General features: G+C 53.3%; 16 protein-coding genes. 12 read left to right on the forward strand and 4 right to left on the reverse strand.

Features of this window, described 5'->3' with window-relative positions:
- Positions 1-23 precede the first annotated feature (23 nt).
- The 4 genes from FOA19_RS00210 to FOA19_RS00225 all read left to right on the forward strand — a co-directional run bounded on the left by FOA19_RS00210 (position 24) and on the right by FOA19_RS00225 (position 6,196).
- The gene (locus tag FOA19_RS00210; RefSeq protein WP_149088790.1) at positions 24-2,057 is read left to right on the forward strand and encodes a thioredoxin domain-containing protein; all 2,034 of its coding nucleotides are present in this window, start codon (positions 24-26) and stop codon (positions 2,055-2,057) included.
- Positions 2,058-2,245: 188 nt separating this feature from the next.
- Positions 2,246-2,722 (forward strand): hypothetical protein, encoded by a 477-nt coding sequence (locus FOA19_RS00215; protein ID WP_149088791.1) that lies wholly within the window; start codon positions 2,246-2,248, stop codon positions 2,720-2,722.
- A 54-nt stretch (positions 2,723-2,776) separates the two neighbouring features.
- Complete coding sequence (gene priA, locus FOA19_RS00220; RefSeq protein ID WP_190300230.1) at positions 2,777-5,311, forward strand: replication restart helicase PriA; 2,535 nt, start codon at positions 2,777-2,779, stop codon at positions 5,309-5,311.
- A 459-nt stretch (positions 5,312-5,770) separates the two neighbouring features.
- Positions 5,771-6,196, forward strand: coding sequence for a hypothetical protein (locus tag FOA19_RS00225; protein ID WP_149088792.1), 426 nt, complete (start codon positions 5,771-5,773; stop codon positions 6,194-6,196).
- Positions 6,197-6,775: 579 nt separating this feature from the next.
- Here the strand turns inward: FOA19_RS00225 and FOA19_RS00230 are convergent.
- Together FOA19_RS00230 and FOA19_RS00235 are read right to left on the reverse strand one after the other, a co-directional pair.
- A complete protein-coding gene (locus tag FOA19_RS00230; protein WP_190300231.1) occupies positions 6,776-7,771 on the reverse strand; it encodes a PorP/SprF family type IX secretion system membrane protein in 996 nt (331 codons plus the stop codon).
- A gap of 14 nt (positions 7,772-7,785) precedes the next feature.
- Entirely contained in the window at positions 7,786-9,756 is a 1,971-nt protein-coding gene (locus FOA19_RS00235) for a lectin-like domain-containing protein (RefSeq protein ID WP_190300232.1), read from the reverse strand.
- A gap of 887 nt (positions 9,757-10,643) precedes the next feature.
- Here FOA19_RS00235 and FOA19_RS00240 point away from each other — a divergent pair.
- Entirely contained in the window at positions 10,644-10,970 is a 327-nt protein-coding gene (locus tag FOA19_RS00240; protein ID WP_149088795.1) for a Rieske (2Fe-2S) protein, read from the forward strand.
- A 92-nt stretch (positions 10,971-11,062) separates the two neighbouring features.
- Here FOA19_RS00240 and FOA19_RS00245 read toward each other — a convergent pair whose 3' ends face one another.
- Both FOA19_RS00245 and FOA19_RS00250 read right to left on the reverse strand, forming a co-directional pair.
- A complete protein-coding gene (locus FOA19_RS00245; protein ID WP_223808663.1) occupies positions 11,063-12,535 on the reverse strand; it encodes a PQQ-dependent sugar dehydrogenase in 1,473 nt (490 codons plus the stop codon).
- Positions 12,536-12,702: 167 nt separating this feature from the next.
- Positions 12,703-15,246, reverse strand: a complete 2,544-nt coding sequence (locus FOA19_RS00250; RefSeq protein ID WP_149088796.1) for a M14 family metallopeptidase — start codon at positions 15,244-15,246, stop codon at positions 12,703-12,705.
- 409 nt (positions 15,247-15,655) lie between these two features.
- Here FOA19_RS00250 and FOA19_RS00255 point away from each other — a divergent pair, with 409 nt between their 5' ends.
- The 7 genes from FOA19_RS00255 (at position 15,656) to FOA19_RS00290 (ending at position 23,728) form a co-directional block, all read left to right on the forward strand.
- Complete coding sequence (locus FOA19_RS00255; RefSeq protein WP_149088797.1) at positions 15,656-16,483, forward strand: hypothetical protein; 828 nt, start codon at positions 15,656-15,658, stop codon at positions 16,481-16,483.
- A 206-nt stretch (positions 16,484-16,689) separates the two neighbouring features.
- Positions 16,690-18,564 (forward strand): CocE/NonD family hydrolase, encoded by a 1,875-nt coding sequence (locus FOA19_RS00260; protein WP_149088798.1) that lies wholly within the window; start codon positions 16,690-16,692, stop codon positions 18,562-18,564.
- Positions 18,565-18,807: 243 nt separating this feature from the next.
- On the forward strand, positions 18,808-19,551 hold the full coding sequence (locus FOA19_RS23255) for a prolipoprotein diacylglyceryl transferase (RefSeq protein ID WP_190300233.1): 744 nt from the start codon (positions 18,808-18,810) through the stop codon (positions 19,549-19,551).
- A 386-nt stretch (positions 19,552-19,937) separates the two neighbouring features.
- Positions 19,938-20,429: a hypothetical protein gene (locus tag FOA19_RS00275; protein WP_149088801.1), complete on the forward strand. Its 492-nt coding sequence runs from the start codon at positions 19,938-19,940 to the stop codon at positions 20,427-20,429.
- A 99-nt stretch (positions 20,430-20,528) separates the two neighbouring features.
- A complete protein-coding gene (locus FOA19_RS00280; protein WP_190300234.1) occupies positions 20,529-21,476 on the forward strand; it encodes a TorF family putative porin in 948 nt (315 codons plus the stop codon).
- Between the two features lie 21 nt (positions 21,477-21,497).
- Positions 21,498-22,172, forward strand: a complete 675-nt coding sequence (locus FOA19_RS00285; protein WP_149088803.1) for a response regulator transcription factor — start codon at positions 21,498-21,500, stop codon at positions 22,170-22,172.
- Between the two features lie 239 nt (positions 22,173-22,411).
- On the forward strand, positions 22,412-23,728 hold the full coding sequence (locus FOA19_RS00290; protein WP_149088804.1) for a sensor histidine kinase: 1,317 nt from the start codon (positions 22,412-22,414) through the stop codon (positions 23,726-23,728).
- Positions 23,729-23,792: the final 64 nt, after the last annotated feature.

Here is a 23,792-nt window from a genome sequence, read left to right on the forward strand (position 1 = left end):
CTTGTGACTTTACCCTTCTATCTATGGAAAAAAAGCCCAACCGCCTTGCCCAGGAATCCAGCCCTTATCTGCTGCAACATGCCTATAACCCGGTAGATTGGTACCCTTGGGGACCAGAGGCGCTGGAGAAAGCCAAAGCCGAGCAGAAACCCATTCTGGTAAGTATCGGGTATGCCGCATGCCACTGGTGCCACGTGATGGAACATGAATCCTTCGAGCTGGAAACCATTGCCAAGGTCATGAACCAGCACTTTGTCTGCATCAAGGTAGACCGCGAGGAACGCCCCGATGTGGATCAGGTGTACATGGATGCCCTCCAAGCCATGGGCCTGCAGGGCGGCTGGCCCCTGAACGTGTTCCTTAACTCAGACGCCAAGCCTTTCTACGGCGGCACCTACTTCCTTCCCCAGAACTGGATGCAGCTGCTCCAGAGCATCTCTGATGCCTACACCAAAAGCCGGAAGGAACTGGACCAATCCGCTGAACAGTTTGTGCAGCACCTGAACCAAAGCGAGCTGGCCAGATACGGCCTCAAGCAAAGCAATCCGGACTTCAACCCAGTGGACTTTGAGCAGATGTTCCAGCGCCTGAAAGGCCGCTTTGACCTGAAGCGCGGCGGCACCAGCGGCGCGCCTAAATTCCCCATGCCCAGTATCTGGCGCTTTCTGCTCCGGTATTACCACCATAGCCAAGAGCTAACCGCCCTCGAACAGGTTAACCTTACGCTGGAAGAGATGGCTTTCGGGGGCATTTATGACCAGGTGGGCGGCGGCTTCGCCCGATATTCCACCGACGAGGAATGGCTCGTGCCTCACTTCGAGGAGATGCTCTATGACAACGGGCAACTCATAAGCCTGTACTCTGAGGCTTATCAGGTGACCCGCAACGAACTGTACCGCCAGGTGGTGCTGGAAACCATCGCCTTTGTGGAGCGCGAGCTCACCAGCCCCGAGGGCGGCTTCTATTCCTCCCTAGATGCCGACAGCGAAGGTGTGGAAGGCAAGTTCTACGTCTTCACCCAAGCCGAGCTGAACCAAATCCTGGGCGGGGAAGCCGAGTTGGCAGGCAAGTACTACAACACCTCTCCGGAAGGAAACTGGGAGCACGGCGTGAACATCCTGCACCGCCGCCAGACCGATGAAGCCTTCGCCGCGGACCAGGGACTTTCGTTGGATGAACTGCAGGAACACGTGCAGAACTGGAAAGACACCCTGCTGCAGGCTCGCACCGAGCGCATCCGGCCCGGCTTGGATGACAAAATCCTGACTTCCTGGAACGCGCTCATGCTCATCGGGCTCACCGATGCCTACCGCGCCTTCGGGGAACCTAGGATTCTGGAACTCGCCTGCGCCAACGCGCATTTCCTGCTGCATCACGTGAAACAGGAAGACCAGCTCTTCCACAACTACAAAGAAGGCAAAGCCACCATTGACGGTTTCCTGGAAGATTACGCCCTCCTGATTCAGGCCTTACTGGGATTGTACCAAATCACGTTTGAGGAGAATTGGCTAAAAGAAGCCCGAAAACTCACGGACTACACGCTGGCCCATTTCTTTGACTCTGAGGAAGACCTCTTCTTCTTTACCAGTAATGCAGGAGAGCAGTTGATCGCCCGTAAAAAGGAGATTTTTGACAACGTGGTGCCGGCCTCCAACTCTGTCATGGCCATGAACCTGCACCTTTTAGGCCTGTTTTTGGAAAAAGAGCGCTATTCCAGCCTCTCAGACCGCATGCTTTCCCGAGTGCGCGACTTGGTGGTGCAGGAGCCTTCGCACCTGGCTAACTGGGCTTCGCTGTACTTCCTGAAACTGAAACCTACCGCTGAGATCGCCATTGTGGGCCCGGAGGCGCATTCTTTCCGCAACTTGCTGCAGCAGCATTTTCTTCCCAACGCTTTATTAGTGGGCACCAAGGAAGAAGGCTCCTCCACCCTGTCCCTGCTGGAGGACAGAACCGCCTACCAAGGGCAAACCACTATCTATGTATGCTACAACCGAGCCTGCCAGTTGCCGGTGCAATCTGTGGCCGAGGCGCTGGACCAGGTAAGCCATATCTAGAATTTGCGTATAGAGGCTATAAAAGAATCGGCTTTCTTCAACCAAAGAAAGCCGATTCTTTGTTCTGGGCGTTTGTATAAAAAGAACCCAATATTTAAGGTTACGAATAAATTCCTATTTTTTGCCGTCGGGTAGAACCGTTTAGGTTTTGTGGCTGTTGCCTTCCCATAACCTAAACCAAACCTAACGTGAAAAAGATATTTATCCTGGGCGGCCTTTTGCTTGCCTGCTCAGCTTCTGCCTTTTCCCAGAATGGAGACGGTTACTGGAAGCGTTTACAGAAAACCCATCCAGAGACCACGCTTGAAGCCCTGCAAAGCCCGGCACCAGCTGTTTCCCAGGCTCCTTCGGGGCAAGTGGACCTTCCGGCTTGCCGTATCTCTTTGGTGTACGAAGGCAAGACCCGCAACATCAGCCTGGAGAATATCCAGCGCATGAAGAACAATGGCTTTAAGCCGGGCAACATCCGCCAGTACCGCAAAGAAGTGCTCTTCACCTCCGCCGACAAAGAAGTATGGCTCCCGGTGAAATCCTCGTTGGTAGACCAGTTGGGGATTGAGCTGCGCGAAGATGAGCCAGTGCTGCTGTATACCACGGTGCTGCAAGACAAAACCCCACAAGACAAGAAAGTAGTCTTATTGGTAGAAGAGTATCAGGTGAAATAAGGAAAGTTTCCGTTTCCGGGCTGTTTTTCCGAACTTTGGCCCAAACCGGACGCTTTGACACCAGAATTAGAATTTCATATTCCTGCTGATGACGTCCCTGAACGGATTACCCTGTTCGCGGACGTCATTTTGCCTTTACCCCTTCCCAAGCTTTACACCTACCGGGTTCCTTACCAGATGAGCGATGAGGTGCTGGTAGGTGCCCGCGTCTTGGTCCAGTTTGGCTCCAAGAAAGTCCTGAGCTGCGTAGTGGCGCGCGTGCACGAGCAGCCGCCCAAAGAGTACCAGGCCAAATACCTGCTGGAGGTCATTGACGAGAAGCCTGTGGTCACCGGTCCGCAGCTCCGCCTTTTCCTCTGGATGGCCGAGTACTATCTCTGCACCCTTGGCGAGGTCATTAACGCAGCCCTGCCCTCGGCCCTCAAGCTCAGCAGCGAGTCCAAAATCCAGCTGCACCCGCAGTTCAACGCCGAAACGAACGAGTGGCCCCTCACCAGTCACGAGGAGAAGATCATTTTCGCGCTGCGCCAAAAACAGCACCTCACTTTCACTGAGGTGGGCCAGTTGCTGCAGCTGACCAGTTTCCATAAGATCATCAAGTCGCTTTTGCTCAAGGATATCATCATTATCTACGAGGAAATAGCCGAGAAATACGCCCCCAAAGTGGTAAAGAAGGTGCGCCTGGCGCCCATGTTCACCACCGACGAGGAAACCCTGGAAGAGCTTTTCAACCAACTGGCGGCCAAACCCAAGCAACTGGACGTGTTGCTGAAATACGTGCAGCTCACGCCTATTCTGCAGAACCTGCGCATGAACGAGGAAGGGCTGGAGAAAAACGTGCTCACGTCCAATCCGCACCTGTCCTTATCGGCTATTAATACCTTGCTCAAGCACGGCGTGCTGGAGCAGTTTGACGTGGTGGTAAGCCGCTTCCCTATGGCCGAAGGGCGCGGACCGTACCTGCATTCTGAGTTGTCTCCGGCCCAAACAGCTGCCCGTGACCAAATCCTGGAGACCTTCGGGGAGAAAAGCACGGTGCTGTTGCACGGCATCACGGGCAGCGGCAAAACCGAGATTTACATTGACCTGATCCAGAAAGCCGTGGAAGCCGGTGGTCAGGTCCTGTACCTGTTACCGGAGATCGCGCTGACCGCCCAGATTGTAACCCGCTTGAAACGCGTGTTTGGCGACAGGTTGGGCGTTTACCATTCCAAGTTCTCAGACAACGAGCGCGTGGAGGTCTGGAACGGAATCCTGTCGGGGCGGTTCCAGGTGGTGGTGGGCGTACGGTCTTCAGTATTTTTGCCTTTCCATTCACTTTCGCTCATTATTGTGGACGAGGAGCACGAGCCGTCTTACAAGCAGCATGAGCCAGCGCCGCGCTACAATGCCCGCGAGGTGGCCTTCATGATGGCACAGTTCCAGGGCGCCCGGACGCTGCTGGGATCGGCTACGCCGTCCATAGAATCTTATTATCATTGCCAGACCGGCCGTTGGGGCCTGGTGAACCTGCATGAGCGCTACGGTGCGGCTACGTTGCCCGAGGTGGAGTTGGTGGATACCCGCCGCGAGAGCCTGCGTAAGAACATGATGAGCCACTTCTCCAATCGGTTGGTGCACGACATCCAGGATGCGCTTTACCGCCATGAGCAGGTGATTCTGTTCCAGAACCGCCGGGGCTACGCGCCCTTTATTGACTGCAACGACTGCGCCTGGATTCCCAAATGCCGCAACTGCGCCGTGAGTCTCTCTTACCATAAGTTCTCCAACGAGCTGCGCTGCCATTACTGTGGCTACACCGAGCGCAAACCCACGGACTGCCCCGCCTGCGGCTCTACCATGCTGAAGACCGTGGGTTTCGGGACGGAGAAGATTGAGGATGAGCTGAAGCTGATCATGCCCGAGGCCCGCATCCAGCGCATGGACCTGGATACCACCAAAAAGAAGAACAGCCACCAGCAGATTATTGAGGACTTTGAGCAGCAGCGCACCAACGTGCTGGTGGGCACCCAGATGGTGACCAAAGGCTTGGATTTTGAGCACGTAAGCCTGGTGGGCATTCTCAGTGCCGATAGCATCATCCACTTCCCCGATTTCAGGGCGCATGAGCGGGCGTACCAGTTGTTTGTGCAGGTAAGTGGCCGGGCCGGCCGGAAGGGCAACAAAGGCAAAGTGCTCATCCAGACGGCTAACCCCAACCAAAACATTTTCCAGCGGGTGATTGAGGGCGATTACCGCGGCCTGTACGAACAGGAGATCGCCGAACGCCAGAAGTTCCGGTACCCGCCCTTCGTGCGGATGATCCGGCTCACGGTAAAACACCCCGAGGCCCGTCCCTGCGAAGCGGCGGCCATTCTGTTGGCCAAAGAACTGGTAGACCGCTTAGGCAAAACCGGCGTGCTCGGCCCCGAGGCCCCGCACATCTTCAAGATCAGGAACCAGTTCCTGCAGGAAATTCACGTGAAACTGGACCGCGACAGCAGCCATCTGCGGGAATCCAAATTCCAGGTGCTGGACGCTGTGCAAAGTCTGCTTAAAACCAAGGAATTCAAGAATGCGCGGGTAGTCATTGACGTAGACCCTTCCTAACTTCTTTCGTCTCACATATCATATTTGCCGTTTCGGGCCTGTTTTCTTTAAAACAGGCCCGAATTGTTTCTGCCCTCCTCAGAGAGGCAGGCGTGCAAGGTTCAGCAGGTGAATATCCGGTTTCAGGTGGGTAAATTCTTTCCCTGCGCAAAAACACCTTCAACACCAATAGGGTTAGGTGCCTTCTCTCTGTCTTTACATCAGAGGTTTGAGACCAAAGATTGTTCAGAAGCTTCTTTCCAGAAATGAGTCAAAAAATTCTTGTCTCTTTCATCCGCAAAAAAGGCAGCCTCAGTTTCGGTTTCTTCGGCTTCATCCTGGTTTTAAGCCTTTTAACAAACCATTAACATACAACCAAGCAACGTTTTACCCAAATTTGCATCTATATAATCAAAAGGGATAACCCAAAAGAGGGCAACTCCTTCTAAAAAAGTTTAAAAATTTTAACCATAAAAAAACATGAAAACTAAATTAACTTCCGCCTTCTTCACCGTTTGTTTCCTGTTCACCCTGGTTCCTGCCTTCGCTGGAAACACGCCTGCCAACGGACCTACCACCCGCACTACCAAAGTCTTCAAACACGTTTTGAAAACCGATAACCTGCGCATCTTGTCATTAGAACTAAAGCCAGGTGAGTACCTTGATTTCCACGCCTCTCCGGAGCAGGAAGCCTACGCCGCCAACGAAGGAACCCTGCGCATGGTGACCGCAGACGGCCAGGAGAAAATTGTAACCGTTAAAGCCGGCGACCGCCTGTGGATGGACCTGTCCCAGTACAAGAATTGGAACACCGGAGACAAGACCTTAAAAATATTGCTCCTGGAAGGCCAGAAGGAGGTTTTTGAAAAAAAATCTAACATTTCTTTATACTCACTTAAACCTTAATGATTTAGGGTCGTTAAAGACTATACATTCACACTCTATTTCAGCTTAAAAGTAGTCTTCTTCTATCCGCTTGCGCTCTGGTGATAGACTACTTTTAAGCATTTTTTTTCCCTTTTCCCCTCCAAGCCATTCTTTAAAGGATGGCTTTTCTCTTTTATATAAATAGCACTATATCTCTAAGGGACTTGGGGCGAGTTCGTCGTTGCTTTACCCGGTTCACTCCTTGTTTTGCTGGTTTCAGGCAGGAAAAGGCCCGCTTCCTCTGGTTATGGTTGGCGTAGGCGCAAAACCACTGCATATTTGTATCACCAGTCAGGCAGAAAGCGGCTGAGTCTTCTCCCAGAGAATGAATCCCCACCGCCTGAAAGGTTGCTGAGACAACTCAGCTCTTAAAAGAGAATTAGGTTTTGTTTGTTAGTTTGGTGTAAGGGGCCCGGTTTTTCCGGGCTTTTTCATTTTCAGGCCTTACCAAACGCACCGGTTCCGTTTTCCTGCCCTTTTCTGAAAATCGGTTCTAAAACAGGCTCACAATGAATAACCTTTCTTAACAGCAAAGCTGGAAGGGTCGTTAAGGTATTCTTACCATAGATTGCTGGGGCTTACGGCCCGCCGATGGTTGAGCAAGCGCACGCCCAGCAGCAATTCATGGCTGCCGGCTCCCTCCCGGCTTACGTCACCGGTGCCCAGGTCATAGGCATAGCTGATTTCAAACATAGAGTTGAGGGATAAGCCTGCCAAGGCCGCAAAACTCTCTCCCTGCCGGTAAGAACCTCCCAGCCAGAACCGGTTATCATAGATGGCCTTTAGGTTGTAATCCAGGGAGACAGGCAAAGGCCGCATCCATTTCATAAGCACCGAGGGGACCAACGCAACCTCTGGCGATATGTTCAGTTTATAGGCACCGGTCACAAAGTAGTGCGGCAGAAACTTTGTTTCCTTTTGGCTGGAAAGATCCTGCCCCAGCAACTGGGCGCCAGAAACACCCGCGTAGAAGTTCTGGGAGTAGAGCCAAAGCCCTAGGGAGAAGTTGGGGTTAATAGAGGACCGGCCCGTGTTCACCAAATCCGCAGGATCAGCGAATGTCACCTTGTCTGCCCGGAAAGATTGCCGCAGGAACCCTGCAGAGGCGCCGGCTGAAAGTTTCATTTTTGCGTTCAGCCACAGATGGTAAGCATAAGAGGCATTCACCTCGGTGCGGACAAAGGGCCCGATACGGTCATACAAGATGCTACCTCCCACGCCATGGTGCGGCTTGTGCTTCCGGTGGGTTCCGTACTGTTTAGGCGTGGGCGCGAAGTCTCCTTGCTTGTTGTCTGCCTCGTTCAGGATAGAAGACGGATTGTTCAGCCCTAGTTTGGTGTGCCCGGTGAGATACAGCGTGAGCGGCGCACCATCAATACCCACCCATTGGCTCCGGCTGCTGAGTTTCAAATCCAGATAGTCTTCAATGCCGGTAATGGCAGGGTTCAGTACATAGTTGTTGAGCATGTACTGCGTGTGTTGGGGCCGCTGCTGCGCCGTCAAGGATAAAGATACGCCGAAGAGTAAGCCGCCCAGCAGCAGCATTCTGGTCATTGGGTTCCGGAAGTTCATCTTACAATAGAAACAGAACCCGTCAGGGTACGGCCCTGGTCAAGGTTGAGGTGGTAGAAATAAGTCCCTACGGGCAGCGGTTTTCCTTTCTGGGTACCGTTCCAGTCGTTGCGGTAGCCTTTTGACTCAAAGACGTTTCCGCCCCATCGGTCAAAGACACGAAGGGTAGCATTGGGATAGCTGAAGATGTTGGTGATTTCCCACGTCTCATTTGTGCCATCGCCATTAGGAGAGAAAGCCGTAGGAATAACCACGTTTTTGGTGACGGTGACGGTGACCGTGGCCTGGTTCTCGCATCCCTGGGCATCTTGCGCAGTGACGGTGTAGGTAGTGGTTTCCTGGGGCTGGGCCTTGGTAGTTGCGCCAGAAGTATTGCTCAAACCCATGCTTGGCTGCCAAGAATAGGAAACCCCGCCGCTCGCCTGCAACTCTGTGCTCTGCCCCAAGTTGATGGTCACATCGGGCCCAGCCTGTATCAAGGGTAACGCCTGGATGATGGCTTCTACCGGGGCTCTGGGGCCTTCGCAGCCGTTCTGCACCACCGAGACATAGTACGTGGTACTCTTCACCAGATCCGGAGTCTTGAATATCCCGATGGGGCTTTCCTGGAGGGGAACCGTGGCAGAAGCGGCGTCATACCACCGGAAGGCCTCCACAGCAGTGCTACTCTCTGCTTTTAACGTCACGCTGCCCGGTCCGCAATTGGTGGCACTTGTCACCGATGGGGCGAGCGGCAATGCTTTCACGGTGACAGTCAGGTTGTTGGTCGTGAGCAAGGCACCACAGGCGTTGAGGACATCGGCGGAGTACTGCCCAGCCTCCTGCACCTCCAGCGTATTGGTACTCACGAGGCCGCCCACCGCTTGGCCGTTCCTTCGCCACTGGTACATGTAGTTTTCACCTTGGGTAGCGGTGAGTTGGGTTTTACTTCCGGCGCAGATGACCAGCGCTCCATTGGCCTGCAGAGTGGGCGTGGCCATAGGTGGGCAGGCAACTTGCATGGTCACGGTAGCGGTGGCGCATTTGGTGTAGCATTGGTCCGAGGCGCTTTCGCATACTTCGTACACAAAGGTGTCAGCCCCGGTATAGCCCCGGTTAGCCGTGTAAATGACCTGGTTTTCGAAAATAGTGGTGGTTCCATGCAGTGGCGGCGTCACTACCCTGGTCACCCGGATAGGTTCGTTTTTGGTGTGGAGGTCGTTCTGCATCACGGGCAGCGTGGCTGGCTTCAAAGGTTGGGCCTGCCCTTGGTCATTGCGGGCCTCAGGCTTGCTGGCAGGGTCAATGATGCAAATGGTTTGTTCGTTCTGGAATCCGCCCGTAGAGCCGGTGAAACCATAGTACACTTCTTTGGCTCCCGCAAAGACATTCTTCACCAGATCGTCCTGGTGGCTGAAGCGGCGTTTGCCGTCAAAGAAAAGCTGCAGTTCTTTGGTGGCAGGGTTCCAGGTGATTTTGTAGGTGTGGCAGCGGTTATCTTCCACGTTGGCGTTGTCTGGGTCAATGAAAACCGGGGGCAGTTTGGGGGTGCTTACTTTCCCGTCATACACCACCGTGGTGTGGTCCTGGGGGATATCACCGGTTACCGAAACGCCGCCAGTAATAGAGGTGTTGTCAAAGGTATCAAACTCAATGCCCACGGAGGGAGAAATGGCCTGTCCCGCATTCGGGTTAAACTCATCATAGCCAAACCCCAACCCACTGCCCGAACTTCCGCGGGCGTCCATGCCCCTGGGGTCATTTTGAAACACAAACGCTATGCCGTCTGCCCCATCACCGTCTTTAGATCCTAAGAAGATGATAAAGGAAACCTCAAAGGGCTGGGTAAGGTCTATTTTGTCTTTCCACCAGATGGTGCCGAACCGGGAGGAGACATCTGGAGTGATCCTGTAGCACGTGGAGGAAATTTGGGAGGCATCTCCCCTGGAGATGAACTGCCCCGCACTTGAGAAGGAAATGAACAGCAACAGGCAAAGGAGAAGCAGGGGCTGAACCGTTTTAGCTATACTATGTTTGCGTTGTGAAAACTGTTCTTTAAAGCAAAATGCCACCATAGAGGGGAGGAGTTTATAACGATTGTTAAGCGATGAAACACTAAAAGCGACCGCTCCTCCACTACACTCTCTCCTACCTTCTACAAAGGCAGCCCAGTTGCTCTTCCTTATAAAGAAAAGGATAATTCGGTAAGATTCTCAATTTCAGAGGTAAAAAGATAAAAAGGCCGCTAAAACGGCCAAGCCCTTGGATAAGGCTCACCTATCCTCTTCCAGAAAGCCTTGGGAGACCAAAAATTCCAGTTCAGTCCGGTTCGTCAACTTTATACCGGGTTTTACACGGTTCATCAGAATTTAGAAGACAAAGCACAAGAAAGCTATTTTTTCACCCGATGAAGATGTTTTTAGGCTTTTGGCTGCTGCAAACCTGATTTTTTGCGAACTGGTCATCTGTTTTTTGCTGCGTTTATCAGAAAATCTGGGATTTTGGATGGCCGATTCAGGTGCGGTTTTGTCCGGTTCACACCCCTATATTCCAGTTCACTCCGGCTTTGTCTGGTTTCAGACAGGAAAAAGGCCGTTTCCTCTTGTTTGGGTTGCCACCGGGGCAAAAGCACTGCATATTTGTATCACTAAACGAGACCACAGCCCCTGATTCCCTCTCAGCTGGCTGCTCTTCCCTCGGTCTCGTTCAGTATTTAGGTTTGTTTAAAGTTTTGTTTGTTAGTTTGGTGTAAGGGGCCCGGTTTTTCCGGGCTTTTTCATTTTCGGGCTTTTCCAAACCATTCCCTTCCATTTTCCCGCCGTTTTCCGTAAATCAGGTCCAAAACAGGTTTTCTCCCTTCCCCGTACGCAGACCTATGCAATGGATCAAAATCTTTGACAGTGAGGCCCAGGCTAAAAAGCAGATTCCGGTGACCAAGTCAACGGCGGTAGTGGCTGCCGGAAAGGAAATCTGCATCGCCCACACCCCAACCGGGCTTTTTGCAGTGGAGAACCTTTGCCCGCACTTGGGTGACGCGTTGAGCCGAGGCACCACCAATTACCTCAATGAGATTATCTGCCCGTGGCACAGCTACCGCTTTCACCTTATCTCGGGGGAAGAATGCAGAGGCCGCACCCGTCCCTTGGAGCGTTTTCCGTTAGAAGTGCGGGAAGATGGGGTGTACGTGCAGGTACCAGACTAATGGCGTTGGACCACTCGCTTTCAAAGCAAAAGCGTTTAAGAGCTCTTTTCTAAAATCAAGCCCCGAAACAGCTATCTCACAGCGCTACTAAATCAATTCCCAGCATTGGGTTCATCTGAAGGCACTAAGCGGTAAATGACGCCGGGGTTTTCTACCGCAAGGTAGATGTAGCCATCGGGGCTCTGGCGCACGTCCCGCACCCGGCCAATGTCTGACAGCAGTCGTTCTTCTTTGATGACCCGGTTCCCGTCCACGTCCAGGCGGCTCAGGAACTTGTAGCTGAGAGAGCCCACCAACAGATCGCCTTCCCAGCCTTTGTAGCGGTTCCCGGTCACAAACGCCATGCCCGAGGGGGCAATGGAAGGCACCCAGTACTTGATAGCATCCGTGATGCCTGCTTTCTGCTTCAGGTCAGAGATTTTGGAGCCGTTGTAGTCAATGCCGTACGTTACATCGGCCCAGCCGTAGTTAGCGCCTTTTTTCAGGATGTTCACCTCATCGCCGCCTTTGGGCCCATGCTCGTGCGCCCAAACCTCCCCGGAGGTAGGATTCAGCGCCACCCCCTGCGGATTGCGGTTCCCGAAGGTGAAGATGGAGGCCATAGCGCCGGACTTGTTCACGAACGGGTTATCAGCGGGGATGCTGCCGTCTTCTTTGATGCGGTGGATCTTGCCGGGGTGCACGTTGAGGTTCTGCGGATTCTCGCGGGTGCCGCCCCTATCGCCCATGGAGAAATACAGGTACCCGTCCCGCCCGAACTCCATGCGACAGCCGTAGTGATGGCGCGTTCTCAGGTAAGGCAGGCCCTCAAAGATCTGCTTCTGGTCCGTAAGGCTATTTCCGTCTAAACGCGCTCGCGTAATGGCCGTGGTGGACAGCGTCTGCCCGCCGTCTTTCTTGAAGGCCGAGTAGGAAAGGAAAAGCACGTTGTTCTTTGCAAAATCTGGGTGCAGTTTCACGTCCAGCAAACCGCCTTGGCCTTGGCTCAGGACCTGGGGAACACCTTCAATCCTTTGCAGCTCTTTGTTCTTGGTGAAGCGGTACAAGGTGCCGGAGCGTTCGGTGATCAGCATGTCGCCGTTGGGCAGAAACGCCATGGCCCAGGGCACATCCAGGCCGGTGACCACCTGCTCCAGCTCAAAATTCACTTTCTCTGACCGGTGAACCGTGACGTTGGATTTACTCTCCGGTTTGTCTTTCTGCGCCTGTATTCCCTGCCGGATGAAGGAGACCAACTGGGTAATTTGATCATCAGAAAAGGTGGTGGCGTAGGCGGGCATGCCCTGCTCAGGGTAGCCGTGTTTGATGCCTTTGAAGAGTGCCTCCGGCGAATCTCCATGCTGCCATTTGCGGTTCACGAAAGTCTCCAATTCCCGGCCATGGCAACCCCCGCAGTAATTGGTGTAATTGCTTCGGGCCTGGGCTACTTGGTCACTGGATAATTGCGGTTCCCCGGCAGTGGTGGCGCTCACGGAACCTCCGTTAGACGATGTTTTTTTGGCGCAGCCAGCCAAACCGGCCAGCAAGAACAGGGAAACGGCAGCAATGTTAGAGACAGAACGCATAGTTGTATCTGATGAACCTCGTACAAGATAGTGGTTTTCCCTTATACGGCCCTCCGGTAATCGGTTCCGAAGTTCTTGTTTACAGCCTGTTTTCACCAAAATAGCCTGTAAACAGAAACGCCCGCTTAAAGCGGGCGTTTCTGTTTTTGTTCTGAATGTCGGCTGAATTACTGTCCTACCAAAAACACAGCGTTCCCGAAGAGCAGCTTGCCGCCTTGCCAGAAGGCTCTGAACAACGGATTGTCTACTAGGTACACCACACTGCCACGCCCCAGGTCCTGCACGCCCAGCACCAGGCCGTTCTGCAGATTGCTGCTGGCTTTGGAGCCTACAAAACCGGTAGCCGGCGCTTCTTTCTTCACCACCCCCACGTTCCAGGCATCTTTCATGAACTGAGGCAGCGTGTTGGTTCTGATCAAAGCGGGATACGTAGTGCCGTACCCGAAGGCCAGCGGATGGGTGTTGTCCAGGTTGACTCTGAACACACTGCCCTGCACCTCCTCAGAGATGGATTCCCGCTCACGGTTGGCGTATTTCTTCAGGTCCTCCTCCGTAGCGCCTTTCTTGGCGTTGGTGGTATCGGCGGCCTTTTTCTTCACTGCGAAATCAGGTTTATCCGCCAGGAAGGTCACGGCGCTTTCCATGGCAATGAGCTTGCCGCCGGCGCGTACCCAATCCTTTACTTTTGTCAGGTTGCGCTCGTCCAGGATGCGGCCGTAAGAGCCGGTAGGCAGGATAAGCACATCAAACTCATGCAGCGGCACACTGGCGAAGTAATCGGCGCCCAGCACCGTCACGGGGTACCCGATCTGCTGCTCAAAGTAATGCCAGATTTCCCCAAATCCGTACGCAGACACGCCTTCGCCGGTCATCAAGGCCACACGCGGTGCCTTCACGTACCGGATGTTGCGCGATCCGAAATCGGAACCCGAACTCACAAAACCGGAGGTGGTAGATGCCAGCTTCACGCCCAGAGAATCGGCGGCGCGGGTCACGATCTGGTCAAACTTGGCGCCCAGCCCTTCGTTGCCGGTGCGGGTGATGATAAGCGTGCCCGGTGCGTAGGTCTCCTTGTTTTGCTCAAAAGGCACCTCTGAGTAACGCACGCGCACTTTGGACTTGAGCAGCGAAGCCAGGAATTTCAGGTCCTGCACGCCGTTCCAACGCGCGATGTAGGCGTACGCAGCAGGCACAGTTGTATTGGTGATGGCTGCGGCGGCTGGTTTGGCCTCGTTCATGGAAATACGGCCCGTAAACGCGGCACCTTTCAGGCCGTAGGCGTAAGGCAAAGACCAGGCGGTGATGTCATACGTCACGGAATCCTCCAGGCGGGCAGTTGGCTCAAATAACACGTTCAGCAAGGTGGATTTGGGCTGATAGGCGCTGATCACCAGGTCACCGCCCTCGTATTTCACTGATTCTGTTTTGCCAGTTCCGTAGTTAAACCCTTTGCTGCTTCCACCGGATTTAGCGTAGCCGTAGCGGATCTGCTGGCGGTCCAGGTACTCGGTCAGGTCTTTGATGCGGCCTTCCTCGCCTTTCACTTTGAACACGTAACTGCGGTACTGGCCATAAGGCTTGTCCAGGGCATCGGAGTAGAATCTCTTGAACTCCTTAATCACTTGGTCAGACTTGTCAGAAATGGCTTCCACGGTAGCCAAACTGGCGGCGTGGTGGTGGGCAATACGCTGAGACAACGTAAGACTGTCGCCGTCTGATTTCTGAATGACTACCCCGGCGCGGCCGGAACCGCCCTGCTCATAGGTCATGGCAATAGCGCCCTGGTACGTAGGCCAGGTGTCGCCGTAGCTGGGGTAGAACAAGTCAAAGTTCTCGCGGGTGAAGTACAGCCAGTTGTTTTTGTCAAAGTACTTGCGGTTGTAGTCACCAATAATGCCCTGGAACTCGCGCTGCCAAGGGGTGATGGCATCGTGGTAAGGCTTCGCCGAGGGTGCGAAGTAATACGGGTTGTCTACACCCTGCTCATGGAAATCGGCGTGAAGCTGGGGCATCCATTGGTTGTACACCACGGCGCGCTGCTTAGACTCGGTTTGCGTTTGCCAGGCCCAGTCGCGGTTCAGGTCAAAGTAATAGTGGTTGGGGCGTCCGCCCGGCCAGGGCTCATTGTGCTCCCAGGCCCATGGCGAGGCATTGGGGTTCTGGTTCCGGGCTCGGTTGTACCACTGGGTGTAGCGCTCGCGGCCGTCTGGGTTCACGCAAGGGTCAATCATCACCACGGTGTTCTCCAGCCATTTCTGGGTTTGGGCGTTCTTGGGGTCCAGCAGATCATACAGCACCTGCAACACGGCCTCAGAGGAGACAGACTCGTTGCCGTGGATGTTGTAGCTGAGCCACACAATGGCCGGCTGTTTGCCGCCCGTTGGCTGACCGCTCATCAGGCCGGTACTCTTTAAGTTATTCGTTCTGATTTCCTCCAGGCGCTGCATGTTGGCCGGTGAGGAGATGGTGGCCAGCAGCAAAGGACGTTTCTCATAGGTCTGGCCGTAGGTCTGCACCTGCATCTTGGTAGGGTTCTGGCTGGCAAGGTAGCGTACGTAGTCAACCAGGCGGCCGTGGTAGGTGAACTGGTCACCCAACCGGTAACCCAAAAATTGCTCAGGAGTCTGCAACGCGGTCTGGGCCTGGGCCGCAGACATCCCGCTCAGCAGCATTGCCCAGCAGAGGGCAAGCTTGACGTAAAATTTCAACATAGTGTTTGGCTTGATGTAGACTTAACACGGGAGTTAAGCAAGTTCCAAAGTTTAAAAAAATTGCTGAAACATCACGCTTAAAAAATGGCGTTCTGAGCATGATTTTAAGGAATCAGCCCTGAAACGAACCGGTTCCGCAATTCACCTCTCCCCTATCTGCCCTTCGTTTTCCCCTGAAGCTGGCAGCAGATTCTACAGGAAACGGATTTACGCCTAAGTTCCTAGAACTGTGCTCCTTTGGGGGTGCCTCTAGTCAGTTAGGTGTAGCTACAGAAGAATATAAATAAAAAATGTTGGGGTTGGATTAGGGGTAAAGCCAGAGGAGGGTGTCTATACTCTTGAAAATGCATATAAGCGCTTTGCATCCTTTGTCAAAATTACTAACCCTCACCTTCAACTTAACGAGAAAATGAAATTCCCTAAATTATTACCAGTCCTTTTTGCTGCCTCTTTATTCATCATGGGTTCTTGTACCGATGACGAAGATTCAACTCCTATTGATGGTATCCAGGCTTGTAAAGCAGTGAAGATCACCGATGAAGACGGTGTGACCTCGGTTACCTACGCCAATGACAAGATCTCCTCTTTCTCTAATGGTGAGTTTGGCTCAGTAAACGTACAGTACCATTCTTCTGGCAGCAAAGCCGGCAAACCTTCTAAATTGGTATTTACGGATGGTGATCAGGGCGACGGAACCTTGGAGTACACCTATGATGACCAAGGCAAACTGACAGGCACCCTGCTGACCGGCGACGACATGGATGGCATGGGCATGGCCTCTGAAATTGAATACAGCGGCAACCGCATCAGCAAAATCACCCGTTTGGCTGTAATCCCCGCCGAGGAAGACGAAGAACCCGTAACGTTCTCTATGGGCTGGTCCACTTTCCAGTATGATTCCAAAGGCAACGTCTCCAAAGCCACAGAGTACTATGACAACCCGCTCACCGAGGAAGACGAGTCTACTTCTCCTGCTGCCACTACGGAGTACACCTATGACGCTAAAAACAGCCCAATCTCTGCGTTTGAGGCGCTCTTCGTTGGATTGCCGGGCTTGAACCCTGCCAGCGTGAACAACGTGATCACCGAGGTTCGGAAAGAAGGCAGCACCGTAGACAAAGACCTTTCTTACACCAACACCTACGTGTTCAACGACAAAGGCTACCCTACCAAAATCACCAAAACCACCCAGAACAATGATGTAACCACCATGAACGTGGAATACAGCTGCCAATAAGAATTCTGGAACGCTTACCTGTAAAGGCCTGGGAAACCAGGCCTTTTTTGTGCCTTTTTCTAAAGCAGCACCAAAACAGAATAGCAAGGGTTTCGTGCTTTGTTGTTTTAGGGCTATTCTTGGGAAAACGGCTGAAAAACAGAGGTTGTCTGCCGCGGCTGAATTCTCTAAATTGTCGGCGCCAAACTATACGCAAAGAACAATTTATGAAACCAACCCTCTGGCAATGGCTGGTGCTGGTGCTCCTGTGGCCCACCCTCACCGCCTCTGCCCAAACCCTTACAGATTCGGCTTACATCCGGCAGAACTACACCAAAACCGAGCACCAGATTGCCATGCGCGACGGTACCAAACTGTTTACCGTGGTGTATGCGCCCAAAGACAAAAGCCAGAAATACCCCATTATGCTTAGCCGCACGCCTTACTCGGTGGGACCGTACGGCGCGGACAAGTACAAAACCAGCATCGGGCCATCCCCAGACATGATGCGCGAGGGCTACATTTTCGCCTACCAGGACGTGCGCGGCAAGTACATGAGCGAGGGCGAGTTCATCAACATGAAGCCCATCATCGCCAAGAAAGGCAAGAAGGACGTGGACGAGACTACCGATTCCTATGATGCCATCGCCTGGCTCGTGAAGAATGTGCCCAACAACAACGGCCGCGTGGGCCAGTGGGGAATCTCCTACCCCGGCTACTACACCACCGTAGGCCTGCTCAGCAACCACCCTGCCCTTAAGGCTGCCTCACCGCAGGCGCCGGTTACCGATTGGTTCTGGGACGATTTTCACCACCACGGCGCCTTCTTTTTGCCGCACGCCTTCAACTTCCTGGCTTCCTTCGGGCAGCCGCGCCCGCAGCCTTCGCCTACCGGGGCGCCGCGTTTCAACCACGGCACGCCAGACGGCTATGATTTCTTCCTGCGCATGGGCGCCTTGCCCAACGCCAATGCCCAATACCTGAAGAACAATGTCTCCTTCTGGAACGACATCGTGCAGCACCCAAACTACGATGCCTTCTGGCAAGCCATGAACATCCGGCCGCACCTGAAAAACATCAAGCCCGCGGTGATGGTGGTGGGCGGCTGGTTTGATGCCGAGAACCTTTTCGGGGCGCTGGAAACCTACAAAACCATTGAGAAAAACAACCCCGGCACGTACAACACCATCGTGATGGGCCCTTGGTTCCACGGGGGCTGGTCGCGCTCCACCGGTGAGCACCTAGGCAAAGTCTCTTTCCGCCAGAACACCTCAGAGTTCTACCGACCAAACATTGAGGCCAAGTTCTTCCGCCATTATCTAAAGGAGAACGGCAAAGGCCAACCGGCCCTCCCCGAAGCGTACATGTTCAACACCGGCGCGAACCAGTGGCGCGAGTTTGCCGCCTGGCCGCCTAAAAACACCCAGGAACGCATACTGTACTTCGGGGAGAACGGCAAGCTGAGCTTTGAGAAACCGGCTGCTGCCGGCCCTGGCTTTGCCGAGTTCATCAGCGACCCCAGCAAACCCGTGCCGTTCTCGGAGGAAACCACCACCGGCATGACCCGCGAGTACATGACCGATGACCAACGTTTCGCCAGCCGCCGCCCAGATGTGTTAACCTACCAGACCGATGTTTTAACCGAAGACATCACCCTGGCTGGCGAGATCCTGTCCGCGCTCAACGTTTCCACAACCGGCACCGATGCCGACTGGGTGGTGAAACTGATTGACGTGTACCCAGACACCGCCCGGGAAAATGCGCATAACCCGGCCTCGGTGAAAATGGGTGGTTACCAGCAGATGGTGCGTAGCGAGGTGCTGCGCGGCCGTTTCCGGAACAGCTATGAGAAACCAGAGCCTTTCACGGCCAACCAGGTAACGGCTGTGAACGTGCCTTTGCAGGATGTGCTGCACACCTTCAAGAAAGGCCACCGCATTATGGTGCAGGTGCAGAGCACGTGGTTCCCGCTCGTAGACCGCAACCCGCAGAAGTATGTGCCTAATATCTATGAGGCCAAGGCCGAGGATTTCCAGAAGGCGACCCACCGGGTGTACCACAATGCCCAGCAACCCTCTTACCTAAAGGTGAAGATTCTGTAGATTTTCTTCATCTTCTGCCTCTTTCAACTAAAAAGGCCGCTCTTTTCTGGAAGAGCGGCCTTTTTGTTTTTAGCCGAAATCCCTTAAAACAGGCCAGAAACAGCTTTCTCAATCGTCCAGAAAAAATTTTTGAAAAAAAATTCCATGAAGGCCATTCTTCATCTTCTCTTCATCTTGCCCCAGTAGTTTTGACGCATTAATCATTTAAAACGACTCAAACACGAACCAAAACGATCCACCAACATGAAAAAGCTAACCTTTTTTGTCGCCTCTTTCCTGATTGCCGGTACTTCTTTCGCACAGACCACCACTACCGCCAATGGCATCGGGCAGACCACCTCTAAAACCACTCACGGCACCACTGTAAGCACCACGACCAAAACCGATGTCTCTGGTACCGTGACCACCGATGCCGCCGCCAAGGGACAGGCAGTGAGCGAGGTTGCCAAGTCAAAAGCCAAAGCAAAAAAAGACGAGACCTCCATGGAAGTAAAAGAGTCGGCCAAAGCGAGCAAAGACAAGGCCAAAGCCAAAAAAGAAGAGTTGAAAGCCCAGCACGAGGAAGCCAAAGCGCAAAAAGAAGCATCCCTTGACGCTGCCGCCGAAGCCAGAGCCGAATTGAAAGCCAAAGCCAAGGCCCAAAGAGAAGAGCAGGAAGAAGCGGCGGCCCAAACCAACGCTGACCTGAAAGTAAAAGCCAAAACCGATGTAGAGGTAGCCACCCAGGAAGTGGAAAACCACGGCCAAGCGGTGAGCACCGTTGCCAAGGCAACCCTGGAAACCGGCAAAGAAAAAGGTCAGGCCGTGAAAGCCGCCGCCTCTGAGAAACGCCAGAGAGCCGGCAGAATTCAACCTGAGACCGGTGCAGCCGCAAAGGTAAACGCTTCCAGCGCCAGCCGTGCCAAAGTGAACACCGGCCTTTCCACCAAAGGCGTGCGCCCCGTGAAAGTGAACGCAGGCGCCAACCTGAAAATCGGCCAGAAATAATCCCAACCTATCTCAGCTGCCTTTGCCCCGGCAAAGGCAGCTGAAACTTCTCCTCACCCTAACACACCAACACCATGAAACTATTTATCAGCATCTGCTTTGTACTGAATTGGCTTCTGGCCAACTCCGCTCCGGCGTATGGCACCCCTGTGCAACGGTTTCCAAGCGCCACCCACTCTGAGTAATAGGTAATTCCTTTACAGGATGAACTTTAAAGAGGAAAACAGCGCTGCCGTTTTGGCCTCTTTTTTGCAAAACTCTCCCAGAATCATTTTTCTAAATTGATTGTCTACTTAAAAGATGCACTGAAACTGAATTATTCACCTTCTCTTCATCTTTCCATAGTAGCTTTGAAGTATCTAGCGTTTAGAATGCGTCCCACTTATATGAAATTATCCTTTTTACTGGCAGCGGCGGCCCTTTGCACCGGTACTGCATTTGCGCAAGGCAATGAACCGGCCACGCACCAGGCTGTAGCGATAGTCATGGCCAAGGCAGAAGTTACCACCGGCGAGAAGGCAGCTCCAGTAGATGCATCTGCCCTCACAGAAAGCACCGCGCTTTTGCAACAGGAAAAACCGCGCAAAGCCGAAAAGCAGAAAGGCAAAGAACAGCCCAAAGAGGAACAAAAGGTAAAAGAGGTGGCCACGGCCAAACGTCAGGGCAAACCCGAGAAAGTGTCAGGTGATGCAGACGCAGATGGCCTGATTTCCCGGGGCTCAGCGGCCCGTCCGCAAAGCGCAGCCCGCCCTGGCCGAGGGGTTAATGCCGGCAACACCGCAAAGGCAGTGGGCAACGCGGCCAAAGCGGTGAAATCTGCCAAGCCGGTGAAAGTGGGCGGTTTAGGAGTGGGCCGCATCAAAGTGGGCAAAAACTAACCCTCCTTTTTAGTACGTATCTTCCAGTAACACCAAATTAGCCGCTTCTGATTGGAGGCGGGCCTTCTCTTCTACTACCAAATGGATAGATTTACTCAGATGAAAAAACGCTTTGGATTCTGTTTCCTGTTCAGTTTCTGGCTCACCTCCGCTGCCTACGCAGAAGAAAAAGCGCTAACCTTTGCGGCTCCTTCTAAGGCATTGGCCCAAGATACCGCCACGAAGAACGGCTGGTGGACCGTGGGTCTGGAAACGGCTAATAATGCCTCTTTTTTTGGGCGCAATACGGCCCAGCAGTACCCCTACATAGCAGCCTCGCTTACCTATACCCATACCTCGGGGTTGTTCATCTCGGCGATGTCGTATCAGTTGTTCAACACCGAGGACTTTATTGATGAGACCGATGTCTCTGCCGGCTACAGCTTCAAAATAGGCAACCGCTTCGATGGTCTGGTGAGTTACTCGCGTTTTTTCTTCGGGCCCAACACGCCTTTGGTGAAATCGGTGACGTCTAACGCGGCCACTGCCTCCGGTACGCTGGACTGGAAATACCTCTTGACCGGGGTGACCGCCAGTTATATCTTCGGCGGCAGCAGCGACCTTTTCACGGTGTTGGACAACTCCCGTTATATTCCCCTGCAGAACCTCTGGAAAGGCAAGAACCCGGTGGGCATCGACCCTAAGATCAGCATCATCGCCGGCACCCAGGAGTTCGCCGAGACCCACACGGTAGAGACACAGAAGAAGAAAAAAGGCCTGGGTACCGTTTTAGACCCATTGAACCCCATTGGCAATGGCAACGGAAATGGAAATGGCAACGGGAACGGCAATGGCAACGGAAATGGCGGTACCACTACTACCAGCACCACTACTACCAGCACCCGGTTCAAGGTCCTCAACTATTCCATCACGGTGCCGCTGGTGTTCAGCTTGTACAACGTGGACATTGAGCCGGCCTACCGCTTTGCGCTTCCGGTGAACCGCCTGGAGGGCGATGAGTCCAAAGCACAGTCTTTTGTGTCGCTTAACCTTAGCTATACTTTTTAATCCGCTACCAACCCTACCCCTATGCACATCCTCATTGTAGAAGACGAAACCAGTCTGGCTACTGAACTCATGCACTTTCTGGCGCAGGAACACTATATCTGTGATTGGGCCTCCAACGGCCGGGAAGCCTCTGAGAAGATCGCGGTCAACCGCTATGATTTCATTCTGCTGGACCTGGGCCTGCCAGATTATGAAGGCATGGACCTGCTCAAGGAGATAAAGGAGATAGACCATGACCCCGCCATTATCATCTTAACGGCCCGCGGCGCTCTGGAAGACCGGATCAAAGGACTGGGCCTGGGGGCCGATGATTACCTGCCCAAACCGTTCTCTTTGCTGGAGTTGCAGGCCCGCATGCAGGCTGTGCTTCGCCGCAAGTTCAAGCTGAAATCATCCTCGGTGGCTTTCCACGGATTTGAGATCGACAGCAGCGCCCGCCGCGTGACCTTCGGGTCTCAGGAGATTGTGCTTACCAAAAAGGAGTTTGATATTCTGCATTACCTGCTGCTGCACAAAAACCGCATCTTAACGCGTCTGCAACTCACGGAGCACATCTGGGGCAACATCCTGGAAGACGACTATGACTCCAACTACATTGATGTGCATATCAAAAACCTACGCAAAAAGATATCGGCGCACACCACCACCGACTGGCTGGAAACCGTGCGGGGCGTAGGCTACCGGTTAACTGTTTAATGTGTTACTTAAATTAATGGACTGATGTATAATTTTCTTATTTGGGAGCTGCTAGAGGAAAAGGTCCGGATTTGGGTAAGTGGCCGTTTCTAGCCTGTTTTAGCCAAAATAGGCTAGAAACGACTTATATTGATCTAACTTCAGGTCTAAAAGTAAAAAGCCGATCTTCAAATTTCTAAATCTTCCCCTTCCTAGGTTCATTAGCACCTGAACTCCTTAAAAAATCTGCACAATCCTTAATGCGTCTTCAATCCAAACTTGCCCTTTTCAGTGCCGCCTCTAAGATCTTGATCCTGTTGTTGCTGGTGTTGGGGCTGCCTATTCTGGTGAACAAAGTGGCCCTGCTCAACGCCGACGAGCGGCTCATGCAGAAAGAGGAAAGGATGTACCAGATCATTGAGGAACAGGGTATTGAGTCTTTCATCACCAGCGAAACAGGAGCATACGGGAGCTATAACCTGTTCAAAGAGGAATTCATCTCGTTGGAGGAAATTTCATCTAGCAAGGTGGTGAACAGCATTGAGAACAGCCTGCGCAAGGTAGACAACCAGGTAGTAAACTACCGGGTGCTGTCTTCCACCTTTGACTTAGGTGAGAAGCGGTACCTGCTGGAAATTGGGCGGTCGTTGGCGACCATTCACAATAACAGCAAAACGCTGCAGGCCTACGCCTTGTATTTCCTGGCCGCCGTGGTGCTGTTGACCGTTTTCTCTGATCTGGCTTTCAGTAAGATTCTGCTGCGCCCGCTCACGCTTATCGTGAAACGCCTGCAGCGCGTGGAGCACCCCAGCACCTTCACCCCTAAAAAGCTCCAGACCTCCACCGATGACTTCCTGTACCTCAACAACACCATCAACGCCATGATGGGCCAAATTCAGGAGGCGTTCCAGAAGGAAAAGGAGTTTATTGGCAATGTCTCGCATGAGCTGCTCACGCCGGTGTCCATCCTGCAGACGCGGCTGGAGAACCTGCTTGCGGACCCAGATACCCCGGAAAGCATGCTGGAGAAACTGGTAGACAACCTCAGAACCCTACACCGGCTAAAGAACATCATCCAGGCGCTGTTGCTCATCTCCCGCATTGAGAACGAGCAATACCTGCGCAACGAAACCGTGGATCTCACCCAATTGGCCGAGGAAGTAGCCGAGGAGATAAAGGAGCGCGCCGAAGCCCGGGAGGTAAACCTGCACGTGGAGATCACCGGCGACTACACCTTAACCAAAGCAAACCAGTCTCTGCTGTTTACCATGCTGTTCAACGTGGTGAACAACGCCATCAAATACAACAAACCAGAAGGCAGCATCTGCATCAAAGGCCAGCCCCACGGTAAAGACTACGAAATTGCCGTGAAAGACACCGGCGTGGGCATCAAGGAAGAGCAGTTGCCGCACATTTTCAGCCGGTTCAAGCGTTTGCATGCCCCAGACGGCGAAAGCCACGGCCTTGGCCTAACCATCGTGAAAACCATTGCCACCTTCCACGGCATTGACCTTTCTGTAGAATCTGTCCCAAGTGAGGGCACCACGTTCCGATTTCTGTTTCCCCGCCAAGCCTGATGCCTGTTTTCAGGCTATTTCCTTAAAAACGCTGCGGAAACAGAGAATCCCCTTGTACCCCTTG

The organism is Rufibacter hautae, assembly GCF_008271695.1.
Classification (GTDB): Bacteria; Bacteroidota; Bacteroidia; order Cytophagales; family Hymenobacteraceae; genus Nibribacter; species Nibribacter hautae.